This window comes from Ruegeria sp. (assembly GCF_028066395.1).
Taxonomy (GTDB): Bacteria; Pseudomonadota; Alphaproteobacteria; order Rhodobacterales; family Rhodobacteraceae; genus Ruegeria.
This window is the reverse complement of sequence record NZ_JALCBM010000065.1, coordinates 15337-25120: the sequence shown is the minus strand read 5'-3', so window position 1 is coordinate 25120 and position 9784 is coordinate 15337. Positions and strand designations below refer to the sequence as shown.

General features: G+C 61.0%; 7 protein-coding genes and 1 pseudogene. All 8 read right to left on the bottom strand.

Going from position 1 to position 9784, the window contains the following annotated elements:
* Positions 1-761: EamA family transporter RarD (rarD, locus tag MPJ51_RS17445; RefSeq protein ID WP_298389288.1), on the bottom strand; the 761-nt coding region annotated here is incomplete at its 3' end.
* A gap of 269 nt (positions 762-1030) precedes the next feature.
* Complete coding sequence (locus tag MPJ51_RS17440) at positions 1031-3484, bottom strand: FAD-dependent oxidoreductase (protein WP_298389286.1); 2454 nt, start codon at positions 3482-3484, stop codon at positions 1031-1033.
* Positions 3485-3572: 88 nt separating this feature from the next.
* Complete coding sequence (locus MPJ51_RS17435; protein WP_298389284.1) at positions 3573-4544, bottom strand: helix-turn-helix domain-containing protein; 972 nt, start codon at positions 4542-4544, stop codon at positions 3573-3575.
* Between the two features lie 10 nt (positions 4545-4554).
* Entirely contained in the window at positions 4555-5448 is an 894-nt protein-coding gene (locus tag MPJ51_RS17430; RefSeq protein WP_298389281.1) for a homocysteine S-methyltransferase family protein, read from the bottom strand.
* 13 nt (positions 5449-5461) lie between these two features.
* Entirely contained in the window at positions 5462-6514 is a 1053-nt protein-coding gene (locus MPJ51_RS17425) for a zinc-binding dehydrogenase (protein ID WP_298389279.1), read from the bottom strand.
* A gap of 102 nt (positions 6515-6616) precedes the next feature.
* Positions 6617-9064 (bottom strand): FAD-dependent oxidoreductase, encoded by a 2448-nt coding sequence (locus tag MPJ51_RS17420; protein ID WP_298389277.1) that lies wholly within the window; start codon positions 9062-9064, stop codon positions 6617-6619.
* A gap of 16 nt (positions 9065-9080) precedes the next feature.
* The gene (locus MPJ51_RS17415; RefSeq protein WP_298389276.1) at positions 9081-9461 is read right to left on the bottom strand and encodes a GFA family protein; all 381 of its coding nucleotides are present in this window, start codon (positions 9459-9461) and stop codon (positions 9081-9083) included.
* A 4-nt stretch (positions 9462-9465) separates the two neighbouring features.
* Positions 9466-9784: pseudogene (locus MPJ51_RS17410) on the bottom strand (LysE family translocator); the annotation flags it as partial.

The window sequence follows — 9784 nt, the reverse complement described above, 5'->3', positions numbered from 1 at the left end:
ATGTATTGCAGGATACCCATCGTCGACAGGCGTACCAGCTTGGCCCCGTTGGCATAGACCAGCAGAGGAATCGCCGTCACGATCCCCGCGCCTGCCAGCAGCATCGTGTCGGTAACGGCACCTCCGAAATGCCCAGTACCCTGGGCGCCCAGCCAGGTCACATAGGCCAGCGCCGGGATCAGCAGGATCAGCACCTCCAGCAGAAACCCCTGATTGGGTCCAATCGGCAGCGAGCGCTTGAAGAACGCATAAAACCCCCAAGTGACCATAAGCCCCAACGCAGCCCAAGGCAGACGCCCGGCCTCGACCACCAGAACCAGAACCCCCAACGCCGCCAGGCCAACGGCTAAAAGTTGCGTCCGGTTTAAGGGCTCTCGCAGAAGAGCCGCACCCAGGGCAATGCTGAACAGCGGGTTGATGTAATACCCCAGAGCCGCGTCCAAAGCGTGCCCACTGGCGATGGACCAGACATAAATCGCCCAGTTGACCGAGATCAGCGCCGCCGTCAGACACGCCATCCCCAGCATCTTCGGGTTCCGCAACGCCGCCTTGATATCCCGCGTCCGCCCCAAGGCAACCAGCAACAGCCCGGCCACCGGAACCGACCAGATGACACGATGCGCCACAACTTCAACCGGCCCGATATGCGCGATGGCTTTCATATACAGCGGCAGAAACCCCCACAGGACATAAGCCGTCACAGCCAGCGCCAGCCCTTTGGGCGTATCTGCATTGTTTGGTGGTATAGGGGTGTCTGCCACGACCGGTCTCCGGATGATACCACCCGTCTTTAGGGCAAATCGCGGGGCCTTGAAAACTGTGAAAAACGTGAAGACAGCCATCACGTTTTGTGATGGCCCATCAATCCGGGCAACAGCCTGCGCTTCAAAAAGAATTTTGCGAGGCTCTGCCTCGCGCTCCGGGATATTTTTAGCCAGATGAAGCAGGGGATCCATTCTTCATCTGGCCCCAAATATCCCGGGGGAGTCGCCCGGTACGGGCGGCGGGGGCAGAGCCCCCATTTTTTCGCTTAGACTTTGACCCGCTCGGATTTGGGGTCATACATCGGCTTGAGCGAAGCCTCGGCCTTGACCTTCACGCCGCAAACGTCGATCTCGTAGGTCGAGGCCAGAACATCCGCTGCCTTTTCGCCTTCGCAGGGCACATATCCCAGACCGATGGCGCCGCCCAGCGTATGGCCGTAATTACCCGAGCTGAGATAACCCACATATTCACCGTCACGGATGATCGGCTCGTTGTGGAACAGCAGTGGTTCGGCATCGGTCAGCTTGAACTGCACCAGACGGTTTTTGGGCCCGCTCTCCTTACGTGCAATCACAGCCTCGCGCCCGATGAAGTCGGTGCCTTTGTCGACCTTCACGGCAAAGCCGAGCCCGGCATCAACTACGTGGTCTTCGCAGGTGATGTCGTGACCGAAGTGGCGGAAGCCCTTTTCGATCCGGCAGCTGTCCATCATGTGCATACCGCAGAGTTTCAGACCCATATCCTGTCCGGCCTCATGCAGCGTCTCAAAGACGTGGCCGGCCATGTCGGACGAGACGTAGATCTCCCACCCAAGTTCACCCACATATGTCACGCGATGCGCGCGGGCCAGGCCCATGCCGATCTCGATCTCTTGCGCGGTGCCAAACGGGTTGGTGGCGTTGGTGAAATCGTTGGGCGAGACTTTTTCCAGCAGCGCGCGCGCATTCGGGCCCATGACAGCCAGAACGCCTTCACCCGCAGTCACGTCAGTGATGACCACATTGAAGTTGCCCGCATGGCGCATCATCCAGGTCTGGTCCGCCTGCCGTGTGGCGGCGGGGGTGACGACCAGATAGGCGGTCTCAGTCAGGCGGGTGACGGTCACGTCAGCCTCGATCCCGCCGGCGCGGTTGAGGAACTGCGTATAGACGATCTTGCCATTTGCGACCGAGTAGTCGCCGCCACCCACGTAGTTCATGAACGCCTCGGCATCCGGGCCTTCGACGCGGATTTTACCGAAAGACGACATGTCATACATGCCCACATTTTCGCGCACCGCGCGATGTTCGGCCGCCGAGTTCTCGAACCAGTTCTGGCGCTTCCAGCTGTACTGGTACTCGCGTTCCTGACCCTCATTCGCAAACCAGTTGGCGCGTTCCCAACCGGCGATTTCGCCCATCACGCCGCCATGTTCCAGCATGTGGTGGTGGAACGGGGTGCGGCGCACGCCACGGGCCGTTGCCTTCTGGCGATAGGGGAAATGGTCTGCATAGAGCAGGCCCAGCGTTTCCTTGGAGCGTTCGAACAGGTACTGCTTGTTGCCCTGGAACGGCTGCATCCGGCTGATATCGACATCGCCCAGATCAAAGGGCTTTTCGCCCGTATCCATCCACTCGGCCAGCGCCATGCCCGCGCCACCGGCGGACTGGATACCGATCGAGTTGAAGCCCGCCGCGACCCAGACATTGTCCATCTCGGGCGCCTGACCCAGATGGTAGGCATCATCGGGGGTAAAGCTTTCGGGACCGTTGAAGAAGGTGTGAATACCGGCCTCGGCCAGCAGCGGCACACGTTCGACCGCTTTTTCGAGGATCGGCTCGAAATGGTCGAAATCTTCCTGCAACTGATCGAATTCGAACGAATCCGGGATGCCGTCCATCGCCCAGGGCTTCGATTCCGGCTCGAAGGCGCCCAGCAGGATCTTGCCTGCATCTTCCTTGTAATAGGCGTATTCATCCGGCACCCGCAGCACCGGCAACTGCGTCATGCCGTCGATATTCTCGGTGACGATATAGAAATGCTCGCACGCGTGCAGCGGAACGTTCACGCCTGCCATCCGGCCGACCTCGTGCCCCCACATACCGGCGCAGTTCACCACCATGTCGCATTCGATATGGCCCGAGGCGCTGCCGTCATCGGCGACCCAGTCCACGCCGGTGACTTTACGCCCCTGCTTGGCAATCTCGGTCACTTTCACGCGTTCCTTGACGATACCGCCACGCTGCCGCGCGCCCTTGGCCAGCGCCAGCGCGATATTGGCCGGATCACCCTGCCCGTCCAGCGGCAGGTAGACCGCGCCCTTGACGCCTTCGAGGTTGATATGCGGATACAGCTCCTGCACGCGTTCGTTCGAAATCTCTTCGACCTCGACACCAAAGGCGCGGGCCATGGCCGCCTGACGGTAGATCTCTTCCTTGCGCTCTTCGGTCAGGGCAACGGTGATCGAGCCGTTGCGTTTGAACCCGGTGGCAACGCCGGTTTCCTCTTCCAACGAGCCATAAAGCTCCTGACTGTATCTCGCCAGTTTGGTCATGTTCTTGGTGGCCCGCAGCTGCGCGATCAGGCCAGCGGCGTGCCAAGTCGTGCCGCTGGTCAGTTGCTTGCGCTCCAGCAGCACAACGTCGTTCCAGCCTTTCTTGGTCAGGTGGTAGGCGACCGAACAGCCGATCACGCCGCCACCGATGATGACAACGCGGGCTTTGGTGGGAAGATCAACCATGGTGAGGACTCCGAATATATAGCTGCATTCTGATTGGCATGGATTGTCGACAGAAAACGCGTCAAAAACGTCAGAGCATCCGCAAAAATCACCGCTGCGTTGATTGTCGCTTTTGCCGCCGCAGAACATAGGGGGTTATGCCAAAAAAGCTTTTGTAGACCGAGGAAAACCCGTTGGGGAATCCGCAGGCGAATCCGATCTCGCGCACGCTCATCGTGGTGTTCAGCAGCAGGTTGTTGGCCTTGGCCAGCCGCATCTCGCGATAGAACCCGTTGGGCGTGGTGCCGAAAACCGATTTGAACTTGCGCTCAAGCGAGCGGTTGGACAGGTGCAGTTCCTCGACAATCTGGTTGATCGGCAGCGGCTCTTCGATATTGGCCTGCATCAGCTTGATGCACTGGTCCAGCTTGGCGTCGCCGGTTGCGGTATTGCGCACCCCCGAAAACGGCTGCAGCGAGGAAAAGTCGCGGATGTTTTCATGCAGCATGATATCGGCGACCGTCATCTTGGCAGGCCCCGAGATGTGGCGGCCGATGACGCCCAATGCGACATCGGTCGTAGCCTCCATCCCGGCGCAGGTGACGACGCCGCCATGCTCGGTCGCGATGGCCAGCTTGGCCTCGAACCGGGCGCCGCGTTCACGCAGGAACGAGGCGTTTTCCCAATGGGTGGCCAGTTCGGCGGTGCCCTGTTCCTTGATATAGCGGCTGGCGGCCTCGGCCAGCAGAAACACCTGCGCGCCGCGATAGGTATAGTCGGACACGATCCGTCCCAGCGACAGGTCCGGCTGGTCCGGATCGGAATTGCCGATCACGAACAGATAATCGGCCTTGGGATACGGCGTGACGGGGTCGGTTGCCACCATCGCCTCGCTGCTGCTTTCAATCGGGCCGCCCCTGATCGAACGATAGGAATAGGTAAAGGGCGGGGTCGGACAGACCCGGTTGGCAAGGCGTAGAACTTCAACCAGCGAGGCCAGTTCCAGCAGCACATATCCCGGCGCGACGAGGATATCGAAATGCTTTTGATCGGCGCTGTCCGATGTGTTGTCGGCGGTCATCGCCTTCTCCTCAAACAATCCGGTGACCGGCGTGGCGCAGCCTCTGGGCCAGGGTTTCTATATGGTCAGGGCCAACCTCGCAACAGCCGCCGACGATGGTGGCCCCCTGCGTCACCCATTCCATAGCATAATCGGCATAGGCGTCCGGCCCCAGATCGCGACGCTGTTCCAGTGCATCCACGGTCGGTGCATCCTGCAGGAACCCGTCGGTGATCTCGGTAAAGCCGTTGGCATAGGCCCCGAAGGGACGGCCCAGCCCTTTGATGAACTTTAGCGCCGCCGGGATCGCTTCGGGGCGGGAACAGTTGATCAGCAATGCCTCGGGATTGAACCGGTCAACCAGCGGGGCGATATCATCCACCGGCTCGCCCGAGCGCAGGCGGGTGCCGTCGTGATCCATGACCGTCAGCGCCATCCAGACGGGTTTGTCACAATGCTGCGTGCCGCGCAGGGCGCCCTCGGCCTCCTGAAGGGATGAGACGGTTTCGATCAGGAACAGATCAACCCGGTCCTGCATCATCCTGGCGAGTTCACCGAATTTCTGCGCCGCATCCTCCGGGTCAGGGTTCAGGTCGGGGCGATAAGAGGCCAGCAACGGGCCGAGCGCCCCCGCGATCCGACCGCCGGTGCCCTGCCGGGCCTGTTCAGCCTGTGTCACGGCGGCGTCGATCAGCGCGGGCAGTTGATCCTCAAGCCCGACCCGTTCCAGACGCGAGCGGTGGACCGCATAGGTGTTCGTCGTTGCAACCGTCGCGCCACGGCGAAAGTAATCCGCGTGTACCGCACCCACCAGATCGGGGTGATCCATCATCACCCGGGTCGACCACAGCGGCGTCGGCGCATCGCCACTGCGCTTGACCAGTTCCTGCCCGATCGAGCCATCCAGAAGGGTGATATCAGCCATCTTGCACGCTCCTTTACGGGATCAGAACCAGTTTACCGGGCAATGTTTTGGACTGGAAATCCTCTTGCGCCCGGGCGATGTCTTTCAGTGGATAGGTTTTTGAGATCAAAGGCTTGATCCGCCCGGCGTTCATCATCCCGACAAGGCGACCAAAGACGTCGAAAGCCTGATGGGTGCAGCCATGGATGGTGATGTCGCGCAGGTAGATATCACGCAGATCGGCCTGAACCATCGGCCCGGCGATGGCCCCGGATACCGCGTAGTGACCACCCGGTTTCAGGGCCAGGATCAGGTCCGGCCAGGCCGGGCCACCCACCACATCGATGACCACATCGAACCTGTCCTGCGGCAGCGGCGCGGCACGGTCGAACGTGTCGATTGCGCCCTGCCCTTTGACCACCTCGGCCTTGACGGCGCTTGTCACACCCCAAACCGTCGCGCCACGCAGCGCAGCCAGTTGCACGGCGGCCAGACCCACCCCGCCTGAGGCGCCTGTGATCAGCACATTCTGCCCTGCGGTGACGCCCGCCCGGGTCAGCAGGTTCTCAGCCGTGCCAAAGGCGCAGGGGATGGCGGCGATTTCGGCATCCGACAAGGGTGAGGCCGAGACGTCGTAAATATCACGCGCCTCGACCAGACAATATTGCGCAAAGGCCCCGTCGATTTCGGACCCCAGCGCGATGAAACCTGACGGATGCCCCGGGCGCGGGCGCGGCAGGTTGATCGGACAGGTGACCCTCTGGCCCGACGTAAATCCGGTCTCCGGGCCTGCGACCTCGACATAGCCGCACAGATCACCGCCCTGAATGCGCGGGAACTGCAGCGCACCACCCCAGCCCCCGGCCTCCACGTCCTGATCCACCGCATCGGTCGCGCCCGTCACCTCGGGCGCGTACCAGCCGACGCGGGTGTTGATGTCGGTGTTGTTCACGCCGGCGGCAGCCACCCGCACCAGCACCTGCCCCGGGCCGGGGGTCGGCACCGGAATATCGTCACGCCATTCCAGCGCCTCAGGCCCACCGTGGCCAGTGAGGTAGACGCCGGACATGTATTCAGGTGTCGTCATCGCTTGACCTTTATCACCTCGGTTCAGAAACAAACAAAACTGTGGCCGGTTTCCCGGCCACAGTCGATGCTCAATTTGGCCACAGGGACCAACCCGGCACCCCTATGCGCGCAAACGCTCGTTCGCGGGGTCCCAGAGCGGTTGGTCTTCCTGCACCACGGCGCGGCATTTCTGGCCGTAGATTTCGACCTCCAACTCGGTGCCCGGTGCGGCCAGATCAGGCCGCACCATGCCCAGCGCGACCGAGGCATTGATGCGATAGCCCCACGCGCCCGAGGTGGTCTCACCCACGATCTGCCCGTCATGCCAGATGCAGGACATATAGGGCGCGTCGCAATCCTGTGCCTCGACCAGAAGGGTGACGAATTGCTTCTTCACGCCCTGCTGTTTTTCGTTCTGGATCGCGGCCTTGCCGGGGAAATCCTGCGATTTGTCGAGCTTGACGAAGCGGCCCAGACCACCCTCCAGCAGCGAATAATCAGTGCTGAGATCGCCTTTCCACGCGCGATACCCTTTTTCGATGCGCAGAGAGTTCAGGGCATACATGCCGAAGGGCTTGGCACCTGCGTCAATGATCGCATCGTAGATGGCGGGCATGTTCGCAAACGAAGCATGTATTTCCCAACCCAACTCGCCAGCAAAACTAACCCTGACCAGGATTGCATCCAGCCCTGCAACCTTCGCCTTTTGATGGGTCAACCATCCCAGCGACAGGTCGGCATCGGTCAGATCGGCCAGAATTTCCCTCGATTTCGGCCCTGTCACGATCAAGGTGCTCATGTCGACAGTGCAGTCGATCAGTTCCAGACCGTCTGGCAAATTGCGCTTCAACAGCTCGAAATCATGCCACTGAGCCGATGCAGCGGTGATCAGGACGAACCCGTCCTCGGCATGGCGCAGGACTGACATCTCAGTCAAAATCCGCCCACGTTCGTCTGCAAAATATGCCAGATTGATACGCCCCACTTTCGGCAATCCGCCGGTGATCATGCCGCGCAGCCACTCTGCTGCACCCGGTCCGTTCAGGGCAAAGCGCGAGAAACCCGGCAGGTCGAGCACACCGCAATGATCGCGCACGGCCTCGCATTCTTCCTTGATGCGCTGCTCCCACGGGCCCGAGCGGCCCCAGGTATGCGTGGCCTCAAGCGAGGTATCGTCGCCCGGCTGCGCAAACCAGTTGGCGCGCTCCCAGCCGTTATAGGCCCCCATCACGCCGCCCAGTTCCTTGACCTTGGCATGGACCGGAGACAGCTTCTTGTCGCGCGCTGCGGGCCATTCGTGGTGCGGATAGTGCATGGCGTATTCGTTGCCATAGACCTCCAGACCCTTCTGGTTGCAGTAATCCTGATCGGTGTAATCGGTGTAACGACGCGGATCGACGGCCCACATATCCCATTCGGTGTGGCCATCGACGATCCATTCCGCCAGCACCTTGCCCGCGCCACCGCCCTGGGCGATGCCAAAGGTAAACACACAAGCCTCAAACGCGTTTTTGACACCCGGCATCGGGCCGACCAGAGGCAGGCCGTCCGGCGCATAGGGAATAGGCCCGTTGATCACACGCGACACGCCGGAGGTGCCCATCAGCGGCACCCGCTCCATCGCGTCCGTCACGATATCCTCGATCCGGTCCAGATCGTCGTTCCACAGCTGGAAACTGAAATCCTCGGGCATCGGGTCATCGTCGCTCATCCAGTGGCCCTTGCAGTTGGGCTCATACGGGCCGAGGTTGAAACCGTGCTTCTCTTGCCGCAGGTAATAGGACACATCCACGTCGCGCAGCAGCGGCAGCTTCTTACCAGTGCCCTTTGTATAAGCCTCGATCTCGGGGATTTCTTCGGACAGCAGGTACTGGTGGCTCATCACCATCATCGGCACGGTGCGCCCGCCATAGGGTTTGAACCATTCGCCCACGCGCTGGGCATAGTAACCGGCGGCGTTCACCACGTAATCACAGGCGATATCGCCCTTTTCGGTGTGAACGGTCCATGTCCCGTCATCATGCTGGGTCACACCGGTGGCCGGGGTAAAGCGCAGGATCTTTGCGCCCATGTCCCGCGCGCCCTTGGCCAGTGCCTGCGTCAGCTGCGCCGGGTCGATATCACCATCATGCGGATCATAAAGCGAGCCGACAAGATCGTGGGTTTCAAGGAAAGGATACCGTTCCTTGGTTTCCTCGGGGCTGAGGATTTCGATATCCATACCCTGATAGCGGCCCATGGAGGCGGCGCGCTCAAACTCCTGCATCCGTTCTTCACTATGCGCCAGCCGGATCGAGCCGGTGACGTGATAGTTCATCGGGTAATCGACCTCATCGGCCAGCCGCGAATACAGCTCGGTCGAATAGCGCTGCATGTTCATGATCGCCCAAGAGGTCGAGAAGGTCGGCACATTGCCTGCCGCATGCCATGTGGACCCGGCGGTCAGTTCGTTCTTTTCCAGCAGAACGCAGTCGGTCCAGCCCTTCTTGGCCAGATGGTACAGCGAGGAGGTCCCCACCACACCGCCACCGATGATGACCACGCGGGCTTTCGTCGGAAAATCACTCATGTTTCATAGTTCCCTGTCATTGTGCCGATTGCGGCAGGTCGTCCGTGATGTCGTAATAGTCACCCTTGTCAGCGACAAAGATGTGTTTCGAAAGTTTCAGCCCGGTGGGTTCGTCAAGCGAGCCTATCGAGACTGCAATCGTGTCCTCGTCATTGTGCTGCCAGAACAGGAATGATCCGCATTGGCTGCAGAACCCGCGCCGCGCGATGTCCGAGGCGCGATACCAGCCCAGCGTGTCGCTGGCGGTGAAGCTGAGATTGTCCTGATGCGTGACCGCCGACGCCCAGAGATGCCCTGATTGCTTGCGGCACTGACCGCAATGGCAGGCGGCGGGCGGTTCAATCACCCCGTCGATTGTGAACGCGACCGAACCACAAAGGCAGGACCCGGTTTGCATGGCATTACCCCCTTGTTGCGGGCGTTGTGCTGGTGCCCAGCAACACGCCGTAGATGATGAAACAGGTGGCCATGACCCGGCGCACCCAGATGTTGAACACCGCCCCCAGCGCCGCGCGGCCCATGAGCGCACCTAGCAGCGTGAAGCCCGTATAGCTGAGCGTGGTGATGACCAGCGCCGTGGGCATGATCACCGCCATCTGCTGCCAGATCGGCACGCCGGGCTGCACGAATTGCGAAAAGGCGGCAAGGTATCCCGCGACGCTTTTGGGGTTGATCGTGGCCACCGCCAGCGCGTGCAGATAGACATGCCGCGCCGGACGC